General features: G+C 73.8%; 11 protein-coding genes and 1 pseudogene. 6 read left to right on the plus strand and 6 right to left on the minus strand.

The genetic code is table 11. From position 1 onward, the window contains the following. Positions 1 to 48 precede the first annotated feature (48 nt). Both ACVMYR_RS14935 and ACVMYR_RS14940 read right to left on the minus strand, forming a co-directional pair. On the minus strand, positions 49 to 216 hold the full coding sequence (locus tag ACVMYR_RS14935) for a hypothetical protein (RefSeq protein WP_176734415.1): 168 nt from the start codon (positions 214 to 216) through the stop codon (positions 49 to 51). Positions 217 to 328: 112 nt separating this feature from the next. After that, positions 329 to 724: a hypothetical protein gene (locus tag ACVMYR_RS14940; RefSeq protein WP_198956585.1), complete on the minus strand. Its 396-nt coding sequence runs from the start codon at positions 722 to 724 to the stop codon at positions 329 to 331. Between the two features lie 233 nt (positions 725 to 957). Here ACVMYR_RS14940 and ACVMYR_RS14945 point away from each other — a divergent pair, with 233 nt between their 5' ends. The 3 genes from ACVMYR_RS14945 to ACVMYR_RS14955 all read left to right on the plus strand — a co-directional run bounded on the left by ACVMYR_RS14945 (position 958) and on the right by ACVMYR_RS14955 (position 5,907). Next, a complete protein-coding gene (locus ACVMYR_RS14945) occupies positions 958 to 1,602 on the plus strand; it encodes a M23 family metallopeptidase (RefSeq protein WP_457122060.1) in 645 nt (214 codons plus the stop codon). 230 nt (positions 1,603 to 1,832) lie between these two features. Then, the gene (locus tag ACVMYR_RS14950; protein WP_457122033.1) at positions 1,833 to 4,766 is read left to right on the plus strand and encodes a glycosyl hydrolase; all 2,934 of its coding nucleotides are present in this window, start codon (positions 1,833 to 1,835) and stop codon (positions 4,764 to 4,766) included. Positions 4,767 to 4,842: 76 nt separating this feature from the next. Continuing rightward, positions 4,843 to 5,907: a PHP domain-containing protein gene (locus ACVMYR_RS14955; protein ID WP_077937922.1), complete on the plus strand. Its 1,065-nt coding sequence runs from the start codon at positions 4,843 to 4,845 to the stop codon at positions 5,905 to 5,907. Here ACVMYR_RS14955 and ACVMYR_RS14960 read toward each other — a convergent pair. Further along, a pseudogene (locus ACVMYR_RS14960) lies at positions 5,796 to 6,924 on the minus strand (DMT family transporter); the annotation flags it as partial. The gene ACVMYR_RS14955 and the pseudogene ACVMYR_RS14960 sit on opposite strands and share 112 nt — an antisense overlap. Positions 6,925 to 7,039: 115 nt before the next feature. On the opposite strand from ACVMYR_RS14960, the gene ACVMYR_RS14965 reads away from it, so the two are divergent. Together ACVMYR_RS14965 and ACVMYR_RS14970 are read left to right on the plus strand one after the other, a co-directional pair. Further along, the gene (locus ACVMYR_RS14965) at positions 7,040 to 7,639 is read left to right on the plus strand and encodes a hypothetical protein (protein WP_457122034.1); all 600 of its coding nucleotides are present in this window, start codon (positions 7,040 to 7,042) and stop codon (positions 7,637 to 7,639) included. Between the two features lie 52 nt (positions 7,640 to 7,691). Beyond that, a complete protein-coding gene (locus ACVMYR_RS14970) occupies positions 7,692 to 9,362 on the plus strand; it encodes a DUF885 domain-containing protein (protein ID WP_043964855.1) in 1,671 nt (556 codons plus the stop codon). A gap of 64 nt (positions 9,363 to 9,426) precedes the next feature. On the opposite strand, the gene ACVMYR_RS14975 is transcribed toward ACVMYR_RS14970, so the two are convergent. Beyond that, positions 9,427 to 11,097 carry a DUF6114 domain-containing protein gene (locus ACVMYR_RS14975; protein ID WP_457122035.1) on the minus strand — a complete coding sequence of 557 codons (1,671 nt, stop codon included), beginning with the start codon at positions 11,095 to 11,097 and terminating at the stop codon, positions 9,427 to 9,429. Positions 11,098 to 11,181: 84 nt separating this feature from the next. Next, a complete protein-coding gene (locus ACVMYR_RS14980; RefSeq protein ID WP_043966355.1) occupies positions 11,182 to 11,724 on the minus strand; it encodes a DUF6230 family protein in 543 nt (180 codons plus the stop codon). A 608-nt stretch (positions 11,725 to 12,332) separates the two neighbouring features. Between ACVMYR_RS14980 and ACVMYR_RS14985 the strand changes: the two genes are divergently transcribed. Further along, positions 12,333 to 14,156: a VanW family protein gene (locus ACVMYR_RS14985; RefSeq protein ID WP_457122036.1), complete on the plus strand. Its 1,824-nt coding sequence runs from the start codon at positions 12,333 to 12,335 to the stop codon at positions 14,154 to 14,156. 99 nt (positions 14,157 to 14,255) lie between these two features. Here ACVMYR_RS14985 and ACVMYR_RS14990 read toward each other — a convergent pair whose 3' ends face one another. Continuing rightward, a complete protein-coding gene (locus ACVMYR_RS14990; RefSeq protein ID WP_457122037.1) occupies positions 14,256 to 14,882 on the minus strand; it encodes an NADPH-dependent F420 reductase in 627 nt (208 codons plus the stop codon). Between the last annotated feature and the right edge of the window lie 206 nt (positions 14,883 to 15,088).

The raw sequence follows: 15,088 nt of genomic DNA on the forward strand, positions 1-15,088 counted from the left end.
CGAAGGGCCGGTCATTCCTGTGGAAAGTGCGGCGGTCGGCCGGAGCCGTCAGCCCGCGACCCGGCGTCGGGTGGCGATGAGCTGCCGCAGCCGTTCGGTGCGCGCGCGTTGGGGCCGTTCCCGCTCACGTCCCGCTCTGGCCCCCGCCAGCTCGGCGAGGATCTGGAGGCGGCGGCGGCTCCGCTCGGGGTCGAGCCGCGGGGTGGTCCAGGCCATACCGCCGAGAGTGCGCCGTCGAAGCGGGTACGTCAAGACGGGATTCGGTGCGCAGCCGGCCGGCGACCGAGGGTGGCAGCGCGGGCCGGCCGGTCCCGCCGCGCGGGGCCCGTCACCACAGGGGCCAGTCGCCCGTCGTCGCCCAGGTCACGGCCACCACGGCGGCGGCGACGCTCCAGCCGCCGGCGGTGACGATCGCGACGCCGGTGGCGACGCCGCGGTCGCCGTGGCGGGCCAGCGCCAGGGCGGCCAGCCAGGCCAGCGCGCCGGCGACGACGGTCCACCAGGCGTACGTGGGGACGTCGCGGCCGAGGAGGGCGAACAGCACGAGCCACGCGGCGGTGACGGCCGCCCCGGCGGCGACCGCCGAGCCGGTCACCGGGTGCGGTTCGCGCCAGGTGGGCCGTGACGGCGGCCCGGAGGGGAAGAGCCCCGACGGGGTACGCGAGCCGGGGTGGGCCGGCTGCTCCGGGTCGGCCCAGTCGGGGTGGGCCGGCTGCCAGGTCATCACCGCACTCCGTCCGCCGGTTGCCGCAGGGCGCGGGGTGGACACCCCGGACCGTACCCTCCCCACCGTATCGGTTCTGTCAGGATGGGCGGATGTCCTCGCGCTTCCCGCGTCGGCGTCGCCCGCGCGCGGCGTACCCGGTGCTGCTGCTGCTCGCGCCGGTGCTGGCCGCCGGCTGCGGCGCGCCGCCGCCGAACCGCACGCCCGGGGCCGGCTGGGTGGCACCGACCGGGATGGTCACCGGCGGGCAGCCGGCCGGGACGCGGGTCAGCCCGTCGGCGTCGCCGGTCGGCCCGTCGGCGAGCGCCCGGCCGTCGGCGTCGCCCAGCCCGACGCGCACCGGCCTGCGGCACGTCTTCCCGGTGCGCGCGGGCAACGTCGCCTACCACCCGACCCACTCCGCCTATCCGGGGACGGACATCTTCGCCGACTGCGGCGAGCCGGTGGTGGCGGTGACCGACGGGACGATCCTGGAAGTGAGCCGGGTGGACCGGTTCGACAAGCGGGGGCCGCTGGGTCCCTACAACGGCGGCCTGTCGGTGTCGCTGCTGGGCGACGACGGGGTGCGCTACTACGGCTCGCACCTGAGCGCGATCGCCGACGGGATCGACGCCGGCACGCGGGTGCGGGCCGGGAAACAGCTCGGCCGGGTGGGCCGCACGGGCAACGCGAACAACGTCTGCCACCTGCACTTCGGGCTCTCCCCGCAGTGTTCGGGCCGCGGCGACTGGTGGATCCGGCGCGGGGTGGTCTGGCCGGCCCGCTATCTCGACTCGTGGCGGCGGGGCGGCAACCGGGAGCCGGCCGCCGAGGTCGCCGCGTGGCGTCGGGAGCACGGTTGCCCGAAGGCCCCGAAGACCGGCGGCGGGGGCGGCTGACGGTCCGCACGGGAGGCTCGGCCCTGGGCGGCTGAGCGGGGCGTGGGAGCGGGGCCAGGGACGGTCCAATCGCGACATCCCGGCTCAACCGGTCGCACACATTGACGGACGTCTCGAACACCGGTTAACGTCCCGGCATGAGAGAGCGCTCTCACAGGTAACGAACCTCCCCAATCCCGACCAAGCGCCGACGCCGGCCGGTCCGGCGCACCCGCGCGATGGAGGAACCCGTGACACCTCCCACACCACACCGCCGCCGCCTCTGGGCCCTCGTCTCGTCCACCGTCCTCGCCCTCGCCACCGGCGGCCTCGCCGTGGCCGTCAACACGGCCCCCGCCCAGGCCGCGTCCGTCGGGGCGGGCAGCTACACCACCACGCCCGTCGGCCCGCTGCCCTCCGGCTGCGGACAGATCTCCAGCAACCCCCGGCAGCACGTCACCGCCGACGCCCCCGCCGGTGCCGTGCCCACCAACGACTGGTGGTCGTCGCTGCTGTGGAAGCGCACCGACTGCGCCTACAGCGAGCCGCTGCACGCCCACCCGCTGTCCTACGACACGTTCACCGACGGCCTGGGCTTCTCGGCCAACTCGACCCCCGCGATCAGCGGCACGGCCACCGGCGTCGGCGAGTTCCACTACCCGTACACGCAGGACATCCGCGTCGGCGTCGCCGGGCTCGCCGCGCCGACGGTGAAGGTCGCCGGCTGGACCGACTGGACCGTCACCCCGTACTGGAGCGACGGCGCGCGCACCCTGCGCGCCACCATCGGCCACGGCCTGCCGTTCGCCTACTTCCAGGCCACCGGCGGCGACGCCGTCGTCAACGCCAACAGCACCCCGACCGTCTGGTCCAACAGCGGCGCCACCATCGGCTTCACCGTCGCCGGCCACGACTACGTCGCGTACGCGCCGAGCGGCGCGAGCTGGACGGTCAGCGGGGGCCGGATCTCCTCCACCCTCGCGGGCAAGGGCTACTTCTCCGTCGCCCTGCTGCCCACCACCGCCGGCAGCACCGCCGCCGAACGCACCAGCCTCGCCACCACCTACGGCCGGTACGCGCACGCCCACGTCACCGGCACCCGCGTCTCGTACGCGTACGACCAGGCGGCCAGCCGCCTGACCACCACGTACGCGTTCACCACCACGCCCCGGGAGGGCACCGCCACGCAGACCGTGGTGAGCCTCTACCCGCACCAGTGGAGGGCGCTGACCGGCTCCACGCCGATCACCCAGACGTACCCGTCGGCGCGCGGCCGGATGAAGGTCCTCACCGGCGTCACCCAGTTCCGCACCGCCATGACCTACCACGGGGTGCTGCCCGAACTGCCGGCCGTCGGCGACGGCTCCGGCGCCGACCTGGCCACCCTGCGCGACCAGCTCGCCGCAGTGCGGGGCAACCCGATGGACCAGCGCGGCGGCGACACGTACTGGACGGGCAAGGGCCTCGGCCGGGCCGCCCGGATCGCCGAGGTGGCCGACCTCGTCGACGACACGACCACCCGCGACAGCGCGCTGAACGCCATCCGGTCCACCCTCACCGACTGGTTCACCGCCTCGCCCGGCAAGACCGCGAAGGTCTTCTACTACGACCAGAACTGGGGCACCCTGATCGGCTACCCGGCCTCCTACGGGTCCGACCAGGAACTCAACGACCACCACTTCCACTACGGCTACTTCATCGCCGCGGCGGCCACCCTGGCCAAGTTCGACCCGCAGTGGGCCACCGACGCCCGCTACGGCGGCATGGTGGACCTGCTCATCCGCGACGCCGACAACTACGACCGCAACGACACCCGGTTCCCGTACCTGCGGGACTTCGACATCTACGCCGGCCACGACTGGGCCTCCGGGCACGGCTCATTCGGGGCGGGCAACAACCAGGAGTCCTCGTCGGAGGGGATGAACTTCGCCAACGCCCTGATCCAGTGGGGTCAGGCCACCGGCGACACGGCCGTCCGCGACGCCGGCATCTTCCTCTACACGACGCAGGCGGCGGCGATCCAGGAATACTGGTTCGACCACGCCGACGAGAACTTCCCGGCCGGGTTCGAGCACTCGACGGTCGGCATGGTCTGGGGCGACGGCGGCGCGTACGCGACCTGGTTCAGCGCCGAGCCGGAGATGATCCAGGGCATCAACCTGCTGCCCGTCACCGGCGGCCACCTCTACCTCGGCTACGACCCCGCGTACGTGCGCACCAACTACGCCGAACTGGTGCGCAACAACAACGGGCAGCCGACGGTGTGGCAGGACATCCTCTGGCAGTTCCAGGCGCTCGGCGACCCCGCCACGGCGCTGTCGAACCTGCGGGCCAACCCCGGGTACACGCCGGAGGAGGGGGAGAGCCGCGCGCACACCTTCCACTGGATCCGCAACCTCGCCGCGCTGGGCACGGTCGACACCACGGTCAGCGCGAACCACCCGCTGAGCGCCGTCTTCACCCGCAACGGGGCGCGGACGTACGTGGCGTCGAACATCACCGCCGCGCCGGTCACGGTGCGGTTCTCCGACGGCACCACGCTCACCGTGGGGGCCGGGAAGACGGCCACCACCGGGGCGTACACGTGGAGCGGCGGCAACGCCGCCGGGGGCGTGCCGCCGACGGGCACCCCGAGCCCCACGCCGACCACCAGCCCGACGCCGACCCCGACCCCGACGCCCACCAGCCCGAGCCCGTCGCCGACCGCCACGCCGCCGGCCAGCTCGCCGACGCGCTACCTGCTCGCCGGGGGCGGGCTCGGTGCGGCCGGCGGCGCGGGCACCACGACGGTGGCGGCGGCGAACGGCAACCACGACGGCACCCCGACCAACGCCCAGGTGTTCACCGCGACCGGCCTCAACCTCGCGTACGCCGGCGGGCAGACCGCGTTCGACCTGTTCCTCGACGCCGGCACCGCCGTCGGCAACGGGGTGCAGGTGCGGCTCTCCTACGACCTCACCGGCAACGGGAGCTGGGAACGGGTGGAGACCTACCGCTACTTCGCCACCGACCCGGTCCCCGGGTACGAGCACTACACCCAGGCCGCCGGGCTGCACTCCAGCAGCGGCACCCTCGGCAACCTCGCCAACGGCACGGTGAAGGTGGAGGTCTGGTCGGCGATCGGCGGCAGCCCCAGCACCCTCGGCCTCGGCAACCAGTCGGTCGTGAAGCTGCCGTACTCCTGACCGGTCCGCACTGACGCACCACCCCGCGCCGCCGGTCGTACCCCGACCGGCGGCGCGGGCGCGTAGGTTGCAGGGCATGACCGACCGGGACCCCATCGCCGACCTGCGCCGGATCGCGTTCCTGCTGGAGCGGGCCAACGAGGCGACCTACCGGGTTCGGGCGTTCCGGTCGGCGGCGGCGGCCCTGGCCGCGCTGCCGGCGGCGGAGCTGGCCGAACGGGCCCGCTCCGGCAGGCTCACCGAGCTGGCCGGCGTCGGCGACGTCACCGCCCGCTGCGTCGCCGAGTCGCTGGCCGGCGAGGAGCCGGTCTACCTGCGCCGGCTCGTCGCCACCGAGGGCACCGACCTGGACGCCGCGGCCACGGCGCTGCGCGAGGCGCTGCGCGGTGACTGCCACACCCACTCCGACTGGTCCGACGGCGGCTCGCCCATCGAGGAGATGGCGCTCGCGGCGGTCGAGCTGGGCCACGAGTACGTCGTGCTGACCGACCACTCGCCGCGGCTCAAGGTGGCCCGGGGGCTCACGGCGGACCGGCTGCGCCGCCAGCTCGACCACGTGGCGGCGGTGAACGAGGCGCTGCCCGAGGGGTTCCGCATCCTCACCGGCATCGAGGTGGACATCCTCGCCGACGGCTCGCTGGACCAGGAGGAGGAGCTGCTGGCCCGCCTCGACGTGGTCGTCGGCTCGGTGCACAGCGGGCTCAACGACGAGCGGGCCCGGATGACCCGGCGGATGCTGGCGGCGATCGCCAACCCGCACCTGGACATCCTGGGCCACTGCACCGGCCGGATGGTGTCGTCGCGCCCGGCCGGCGTGCGGGGGCCGGGCGACCGGGCGCACCGGCCGCGTACCCGGGCCGAGAGCGACTTCGACGCGGACGCCGTCTTCGCCGCGTGCGCCGAGCACGACGTGGCCGTCGAGATCAACTCGCGGCCGGAGCGGCAGGACCCGCCGAAGCGGCTGATCCGGCGGGCGCTGGAGGCGGGCTGCCGGTTCGCGATCGACACGGACGCGCACGCCCCCGGCCAGCTCGACTGGCAGCGGTTCGGCTGCGAGCGGGCGGCCCTGTGCGGCGTCCCCGCCGACCGGGTGGTCAACACCTGGCCGGCGGAGCGCCTCGTGGCGTGGGCCCGGGGCTGACCGACGCGCAGCGGCTCGACGTGGGCTGGCCCGGCGTGCGCCGGCTCAGCGGGCGGTGACCGGGGCGGCCGGCGGGGCGACGTCGACCCTGCGGGCCCGCCCGCGCCGGCCGAGCAGGCCCTGGGTCACCGCGACCCCGGCCAGCACGATCAGCGCACCGACCGGCTGGTGCCAGTTGAGCCGCTCGCCGAGCGCCAGCGCCCCGACCAGCACGGCGAAGATCGGCACGAGGTAGGTCACCATGGAGGCGGTGCTCGCCCCCGCCACCCGGATGTTGCGCAGGTTGATCACGAAGGCCAGGCCGGTGCCGAGCGCGCCCAGCGCGAGCACACTGGCCAGCGCGCCGGGCGACAGGTCGGTGGGCAGCGGCGGCGCGCCCGCCACCAGCGGGCCGACCACGGCGAGCTGCGCGGTCCCCAACACGAGCTGGGTCGCCGAGAGCGAGAGGCCGGAGTGGGCGCTGCCCGCGACGAACCGCTTCTGGTACGGGATGGCGAAGCCGTAGCAGGCCGCCGCGCCGAAGCACATGAGCTGACCGGTGAAGTGGGCCCCGCCGACGCCCGCCCAGACGCCGAGCACCACGAGCACCCCGGCGAAGCCGAGCCCCAGCCCGACCGCCTTGCGGGTGGTCAGCCGCTCGGTGCGGAACACCAGCACCGCCATCGGCAGCACGATCAGCGGCGTGGTGGCGTTCCAGATCCCGGCGAGCATCGACTCGATCCGCTGCTCGCCGTAGCCGAAGAGGGTGAACGGCACGGCCACGCCCAGCGCGGCGACCACGAACTGGTGGGCCCAGATCCGGGGCTCGCGGGGCAGCCGGTCGCGCAGCAGCGCGAGCGCGACGAGCAGGGTCAGCGCACCGGCGGCGACCCGGTAGAGGGTGAGGTGCAGCGGGTGCAGCTCGCGGACGCCGACCTTGATGAACAGGAAGCTCGCGCCCCAGATCGCGGCGAGCGCGAGGAAGCCGGGCAGCCAGCTGCGCAGCGCCGACCTGTCAGGGGTGGTATCGGGTGTCACCCCTGACACTCTGCCGCAGGGGTGCGACGCTGTCGCGCGGTTTCCCGCCACCGTGTCCACCACCACAGCAACGCCGTGACGCCGTCCTCGTTGAGCCAGGCCGGAGGTGACGCCGGTGCTGCCGTCGCAGGAGTTCGATCCGCTCGTGGAGCTGTCCGGGTGCTGGACGACCGCGCTCGCGGAGCGGTACCTCCCCGTCAGGGAACTGGCCGGCGCCCGTCACGAGTGCGTCGCCGGTCGGCTGGTGATCAGCCCGTTCCTGCGGGCCAGCGAGAGCTTCGCGATGGCCAGCCTCGGCTGCCTGCTCGCCCCCGCCGCCGAGGCCGCCGGCCGGCACGTCCTCGGCCGGGTCAACCTGACCGTCAGCCCGGGCCTGTGGATCCAGCCGGACGTCACCGTGCTGCACACCCTGCCGGCGACGGACGACGAGGACCGCTGGGTGCCGGCCGGCCACTGCGAACTCGCGGTGGAGGTCTCCTCCGACGCCAACCCGGGGCCGGCCGCCGTGGACCGGCCGCGTCACTGCGCCGAGGGCGGCATCCCCTGGTTCATGCGGATACGGCTCACCCGTGATCCGGCGCGGGTCGACGTGCGCCTGCTCGCCCTGCACCGGCTCGGCGGCCCCGAACTCGTCACGCGGGCGGTCAGCGGGGAGCGGCTGCGGGCCGACGCGCCGTTCCCGATCGACTTCGACCCGGCCGAGCTGCTGCCCTGAACACGGCAATCACGCTCGACAACCGCCCGGCCCGGTCGCGTAGTGTCACCCCGTGGGACGAATCGATGACCTCGCCGACCGATACGTCGCCGACTGGGCGCCGCTGAGCCCCGTCGGCGCGACCTACGTCGGCATCGCCGGACACGACGACCAGCTCGACGACCTGTCGCCGGAGGGCTACGCGGCCCGGGCGGAGCTGACCCGACGCACGCTGGCCGACCTCGACGTGACCGAGCCCGATTCCGAGTCGGAGCGGACGGCCAGGGAGGCCATGCAGGAGCGGCTCGGCCTGGACCTCGCCCGGTACGAGGCGGGTGAGACGACCAGCGAGGTCAACGTCATCGCCAGCGGGCTGCACGACATCCGCATGGTCTTCGACCTGATGCCCACCGAGGGCGAGGAGGCGCAGGCCAACATCGCGGCCCGGCTCAACCGGTTCGCGGGCACCCTGGAGGGCTACAAGACGACGCTGCGCGAGGCGGCCGGCGCGGGCCGGGTCAGCTCGAAGGCGCAGCTCGTCGAGGTCGCCAAGCAGTGCGACGTCTGGACGGACCCGAGCGGCGACAACTTCTTCCACGGCCTGGTGGAGCGGCTCGGCGTCGACGGCACGCTCGGGGCGGAGCTGCGCCGGGGCGCGGCGGCGGCCACCGCCGCCACCGCCGGGTTCGGCCAGTTCCTCCGCGACGAACTGGCCCCGCTGGGGCGCGACAAGCAGGCCGCCGGCCGGGAGCGGTACGCGCTGGCCTCGCAGTACTTCCTCGGCGCGCGCGTCGACCTCGACGAGACGTACGCCTGGGGGTTCGCGGAGCTGGCCCGGCTGGAGGCCGACATGCGGACGGTGGCCGCGCGGATCGTCGGGCCGGGCGCGACGATCGACGAGGCGGTGGCCGCGCTGGACGCCGACCCGGCGCGCACCATCCAGGGCAAGGAGGCGTTCCGGGACTGGATGCAGGCGCTGGCCGACAAGGCGATCAGCGACCTGCACGGCACCCACTTCGACATCCCGGAGCAGGTGCGCCGCATCGAGTGCTGCCTGGCCCCGACCAGCGACGGCGCGATCTACTACACGGGCCCGAGCGAGGACTTCTCCCGGCCGGGGCGGATGTGGTGGGCGGTGCCGCAGGGCGTCACCGACTTCTCCACCTGGCGCGAGGTGACCACCGTCTACCACGAGGGCGTGCCGGGTCACCATCTCCAGGTCGCGCAGACCGCCGTCCGGGCCGACCTGCTCAACCGCTGGCAGCGGCTGCTGTGCTGGGTCTCCGGGCACGGCGAGGGCTGGGCGCTCTACTCCGAGCGGCTGATGGACGAGCTGGGCTACCTGGAGGACCCGGGCGACAAGCTCGGCATGCTCGACGGGCAGGCGTTCCGCGCCGCCCGGGTGATCGTCGACATCGGCATGCACCTGGAGCTGGAGATCCCGAAGGACAACCCGTTCGACTTCCACCCGGGCGAGCGGTGGACCCCGGAGCTGGGCTGGGAGTTCATGCGGGCGCACTGCCGGGTGCCCGACGAGAACCTGCGCTTCGAGCTGAACCGCTATCTGGGCTGGCCGGGGCAGGCCCCCTCGTACAAGGTCGGGGAGCGGATCTGGCTCCAGGCCCGGGAGGACGCGAAGGCCCGCAAGGGCGCCGACTTCGACCTGCGGGAGTTCCACCGGCAGGCGTTGGACCTGGGGGCGCTGGGCCTCGACCCGCTGCGCCGGGCGCTCGCCCGTCTCTGAGTTTCCCGCACGGACGACGGCCGGGGCCCGGGGGTGTGGCCCCGGCCGTCGCGTCGGGGGCGGCTCAGGCGAGGTCGAGCTTCAGCGCCGGCTTTCCGGTGAGGACGTCGCACTGGACGTACGCGAGGTCGATCACCGGGTCGGTGAAGGTGATCGGGATCGGCGAGGTGATCGGGATGCCGTCGGGGAACGGCAGGTCGGGCGTGAGCGTGATCTTGATGCCGAGCAGCCGCCCGACGAACCGGGTGGCGTAGAACGCCACGTCGCCCTGGACGGTCAGCCGGTCCGTGACGTACCGCTGGCTCCGGCCGCCGGGGCCGTCGGCCAGGAGCTGGAAGTCGTCGGTGACGCTCTTGGCCATGCTGAACTTCAGCGCCTTGAGCGTGCCGTCGCCGGTCGGCAGGTCGACGATCCCCTCGAAGCGCAGCCCGGTCATGGTGACCTTCGAGCCGGTGAGCTTCGACGGCTTCGCCGCCACCCGGGGCTGGCCCGGCTCGGGGGCGATCCTGGGCAGCGGCTCGCCGGGCTCGACCTCGGCGGGCTCGGTGGGCTCGGGGGTGGCGCACCCGTCGCCGGGCTTGTCGGGGCTGGCCGACGCGTCCGGGGTCGGCTTCGCCGAAGCGGTCGGCCGGGCGGTGGACGTCGGTGCGCCGGTGGTGGGCGCGGTGCCCGTCGGCTCCGGGCTCGCGGCCGGCTCGGCGTCGTCGTCGCCACCGGTGAACAGGTCGCCGATGCCGTCGATGATGTCGGTGAGCACGTTACCCCCGGAGGTCTTCTCCGCGCTCGGGCTGGGGGTGGGGGTGGGGCTCTTGCTGGCCGGGCGCGACGCCGACGGCTCGGGCTCGGCCGTGCGGGTGGCGGACGGGGTGGGGCACGGGGCGGCGGGGGCGGCCTGCACCGGGGCCTGGTCGCGCAGCGCCAGCGCCCCGGCGGCCGAGACGCTGAGCAGCACCAGGGTGATCGCCAGCAGCCTCGGGTCCCGATGCGTTCCGCGTCGGCCCGGGCCGTCCTCGGCCGGCTGGGGCTGCGGGCGGCCGTCCGCCCCGACCCTCGGCAGCACCTGGGTGCTGTCGTCGCCCGCGCCGGCGGCCGGGGACTCCCGTAGCGGGGGTGCGGCGTCGGCGGGCAGCGCTTCGCGCAGGGGGTTGCGGGGCGGCGGCAGGGTGTCGGTGAGCGGGCCGGTGACGTCGTCGGGGTGCTGCGCGCGGGGCATCAGCTCGTCGACCAGCGCCGCCTCGCCGGCGCGGTCGGCGTCGGCGTCGACCGGCCCGGCCGTCGCGGTTCCGGCCGGCTCTTCGGTCGCGGTTGCGGGCGGGCCGGACCCGGCCGGCGCGGCGGCCGGTCGGCGGGCGGGCACCCAGGCGAAGCCGAGGGCGCTGCCGACCATGCCGAGCAGCAGGCCGACGAAGAAGCCGCCGAGGTTGACCCCGATGAGCGAGAACACGGCGGTCACCGCGCCGACGATCGCGTAGAACATCCGCTGCTGCGGGCTGAACCACATCAGCATCCCGCAGGCCACCAGGATCACCGGGATCAGCCAGGACAGGAAGCCGGTCGGCCCCATCTGGAAGCTCAGGCCGCTGAGGCTCATCTGGGTGGTGGAGAAGATCTCCAGCCCGGCCAGCGCGGTGAACAGGCCGCCCCAGAAGGGGCGGGCCCGACGCCAGCGGCGGAAGTTGCGCCACGCCTGACTGACCCGGCCCGGCTGGGCGTGCTGCGGGTTGGCGGTCGTCACGTACTCCTCCTGGCGGTGCTCACTGGTGACGAGGGCGGGCCGGGGCCCGTGGAGGGCACACCCCCCACGGGCCCGGTGGCTGGCTCAGAAGCATTCCTTGGCGGCGGCACCCACGTTGACCTTGAGCTTCAGCCCGTTGAGGGTGAAGATCGCGGCGCTGGTGGAGCGGGCCACCTGCTCCAGGTCGGTGATGGTCACGCTGTCGGCGCTCTGGCCGAACGACTTGGCGGTGGCCCCCTCGTTGAGGTCGGTGGCGTCCCGGCCGATCTTGATGTTCTTGAACTCGGCGTCGCCGCCCAGGGAGTCCATGTCGATCAGCAGGCCCTTGGCGGTGGCCGGGTTGCCGCCGCCACCGGCGTTGATGGTGAGCACGATCGGCAGGTCGGGGATCTTCACCGACTGGCACAAGTCGTAGAGCTTGGCGTCCGCGATCTCGGACACCGCCACCGGGTGGGCGGTGCCGTCCTTCTCCTTGACGAACCCGCCGTACTGCTTGAAGCCGGTGCCCTCCAGCTTCGAGGCGCCGACCTTGAAGGTCTGGCCGGAGACGGCGAACGACGCCGCGATCGCGCCGTTGGCCATGCCGAAGACGATGGCGCCGGCGACGGCGGTCGCGGGCACCATCATCGCGGCGAACCGCCGCCAACGGGTGCCGCCCTGCTCCAGACGGTCTTCCGAATCCTTCACGAGGTCCTCCTCGAACGGGGGTCACCGAGCGCGGGATCGCGGCTCGGGGGGTGGGGGAAGCTGCGGTGGCTGCTGCGATCCGCTGGCCGGACGGTGCGCGCAGCGTGCGGATTGGATGCTGCCGCTAAGCGACCCAGGTCACAAGACCCTTGCTACCGGCGGGTAACTCGCCCGCGCCATCAAGATCGGTTATGGTCACCTTCGGTCAACGCCCGCCTTGACGCCCCACCGGACAAACCGGGCCGAGTGCGACAGGCGACGCGGCGAGACTCACGCGACGTAGCCGTGATACCCGCCGGTAACTTTTTGGTAACGGGAACCTGCCAGACCGCTGAGAGTGATCCATCGATCACCCCGACGGCGATACCGGCGTGGAAATCCCGCATGACCAGCCCGCGCAGCCCGACGGACAGCCGGTGCGCCCCACGCCGACACGCTGCCCGGACACGGCCGGGGACGCAGACTGCCGGACGGCCCCGCCGTTGGTTACCGTAGGTGTCTCCCGGGTGGGAGAGGCTCCCACGTGGTACGTACCGATCGAGGTTGCTGTGACTCTGTACGGCGAAACACGACCGCCCGCCGACGACCGGCCGACCGTCAAGGTGACCGCGGTGAGCTGGCCGGTCGACGAGCCGGACCCCGTCGCACCGGCAGCCACAAAGGCCACAGCCGGCACCGGGCCGGCCCGCCGCAGCCGCCGACTGCGGGTCCTGCTCGCCGCCGGCGTCGGCACCGTCGTCCTGGCCGCCGTCGGCGGGGTGGGCGCCTACGCGTACGCCGGCGACGTCCCGCGCGGCACGACCGTGCTCGGCACCGAGCTGGGCGGACGCAGCCGCACCGACGCGATCCGCGAGCTACGCGCTGAGCTGGAGCGGGCGGGCACCCCGAGCACCCCCCTGCGGGTGACGGTCGGCGAGAAGAGCCTGGAGTTCGCCCCCGCCGACGTGGGGCTCGCGGTGGACGTCGAAGCGACGGTGGACGCGGCGGCGAAGGCCCAGGCGCACCCGGTGAGCCGCCTCGTCGGCTCGCGCGCCGTCGCCCCGGTGGTGACCGTCGACGCCGCCCGGCTCGACGCGGCCCTGCGCAAGGCGGCCGGCGACCAGACCCGCGAGTGGACCGTGCCGGCCATCATCTTCACCGGCACCACCCCCAAGCCGGTACGCCCCAGGTCCGGCCTCGCGTTCGACCCGCAGCGCTCGGCCCAGGCGGTCCGCGCCGGCTGGCTCTCCGGTCAGCCGGTGACCGTGCCGCTGGTGGAGAACACGCCGGCGACCAGCGCCGAGGAGGTCGACAAGCTCGTCGCCGAGCTGGCCCGCCCCGCCGTCGCCGCCCCCGTCACCCTCGACACCGACAAGGGTTCCGTCACCATCCCGCCCGCCGCCATCGCCCGGAGCCTGCGCTTCACCGCCGACGACGCCGGGAAGCTCACCCCCCGCGTCGACGTGAAGCGGCTGCGGGCCGCCCTCGGCGACAAGCTCGACGCCATCGAGACCGAGCCCCGCGACGCCCGGATGACGGTCACCGGGGGCAGGCCGAAGCCGGTCGACGGGCGCCCCGGCGAGCAGCTCGACAGCGCCGCGCTCAGCCGCGACCTGCTCGCCGTCCTGCCCCGCACCGACGACCGCAAGGTCACCGGCCGGCTCAAGGAGACCCAGCCGAAGCTGACCACCGAGAAGCTGGCCGGGCTGGGCATCGTCGAACGGGTGTCCCGGTTCACCACCCACTTCACCGGCGGCCTCTCCTCGCCCCGCAGCCAGAACATCGTGCAGATCGCCAAGGACGTCGACGGGACGGTCGTGCTGCCCGGCGAGACGTTCTCCCTCAACGGCCACACCGGCGAGCGCGGCTACGCCCAGGGCTACCGGGACGCCCCGGTGATCCTCGACGGCAAGCTCGTCCCCGGCGTGGGCGGGGGCACCTCCCAGTTCACGACCACCCTGTTCAACGCCACCTACTACGCGGGCCTGGAGGACGTCGAGCACAAGCCGCACTCCTACTGGTTCAGCCGGTACCCGCCGGTCATCGAGTCGACGATCTTCTGGCCGAACCTCGACTTCAAGTTCCGCAACAACACGAAGTACGGCGTCCTCATCGACACCTCGACCACCGCCAGCTCGGTGACCGTGTCGATCTGGAGCACGAAGATCTACGACAGCGTCAAGACGGAGTACGGCCCCCGCCGGGACGTCACCAAGCCGAAGACCATCCACCTCACGCCCGGCCCGTCGTGCATCCCCAGCAACGGCATCGACGGCTTCACCCAGGACGCCTTCCGGGTCATCAAGAAGGACGGCAAGGTGGTCAAGCGGGAGAAGTTCACCTGGCGGTACCTTGCCGAGCCCCGCTACGTCTGCGGCGGCCCCGCCGACTGAGGTCCGCCGGGCCCGGACACACCGATGCCCCGCCGGCGACGTGCCGGCGGGGCATCACCTTGGGTACGCGAAACACGCCCGGCCGCCCGGAACGGGCGCTCAGGGCCGCGCGTCGGCCAGCCCCTGGCGTACGCCGTCGGCGTCGCGGTCGGTGCCGTACACGGGCGTGTCCGGCTGCTGCCGCCAGCTCTCGTCGAGGGTGCCGGCGTCGACCGGGTCGAAGCCCAGGGCGTCGACCAGCTCCATCACGACGCGCTTGGCGTCGGCGTCGTCGCCGGCCACCGGCAGCCCGATCCGGTCGGCCGCGCCGGCCGGCCGGCCGTTGTCCATGAGGTGCTGGGCCTGGATGTTGTTGAACGCCTTCACCACCCGGGCGCCCTTGAGGTGCTCGGCCGTCCACCGGCTGGAGCTGAGACTGCGGTCCAGCAGCTCGGCGATGTCGCCGTCCCGTTGGGGGTAGTAGTTGTCGGCATCCACCACGATCCGGCCCTCGACGAGTCGGGCCGGCAGCTCCGGCACCGCCCGCAGCGGGATGGCCACCACGACCACCTCGGCCTGCTCGGTGGCCTGCTCAAGGGTTCCCGCGGTCGCGCCGGTCTCCCGCGCCAGGTCCCCGAGGGACTCCGGCCCCCGTGAGTTGGTGACCGTCACCTCGTGGCCCAGGGCGCTCAGCCGCCGGGTGAGGGTGCCACCGATGTGCCCCGACCCGATGATTCCGATCTTCATGACCACTCCTGCCTCCGCCTCCCGGCGGTCAGATCCGGTCGAACTGTGGGCAGGTACCCCGGCCGGAGCGTCCCAATAGCGCTGGAGGCGAACGCCACGTACGGGTTTCCGGCCACGGTCGCGGGGAACGCCGCCCGACGGCGGGTCCCCGATCGACGCTACCGAGGCGGGCGGCACCGGTGGGAGTGTTCGACAAAATGGCCGCA

This window comes from Micromonospora sp. PTRAS2 (assembly GCF_054052245.1).